Genomic DNA, 250 nt, shown 5'->3' on the forward strand with positions numbered 1-250 from the left:
GCGTACAAACAATGTCCACATCCCCAATTAATAGACCGCTGGTAAGTAATGCGTGATGTACTGCTACCACATTTACATCGCTGTACTGCCAAGCAATGTTGGTTGTTATAACAGCATCAGGGCTGATCGGGTCAAATGAGTAATGCTCACCGTTCAACAAATAGTTAAATGCCTTCTTATCTCCGAAGGCAACGGCCCACTCTCTCTTAAAGCTGTTCGGGCTAATGTGACGTTTAACTTTCCCTTCGTC

The 250-nt window shown here is 44.8% G+C and carries 1 protein-coding gene; it reads right to left on the reverse strand.

Translation table 11 applies throughout. From position 1 onward, the window contains the following. On the reverse strand, positions 1-250 hold a 250-nt coding region (parM, locus tag COJ96_RS25800; protein ID WP_218936538.1), incomplete at both ends, for a plasmid segregation protein ParM domain-containing protein.

Origin of the sequence: Bacillus sp. AFS073361 (assembly GCF_002567005.1) — a bacterium.
In the GTDB taxonomy this organism is placed as follows: domain Bacteria; phylum Bacillota; class Bacilli; order Bacillales; family Cytobacillaceae; genus Neobacillus.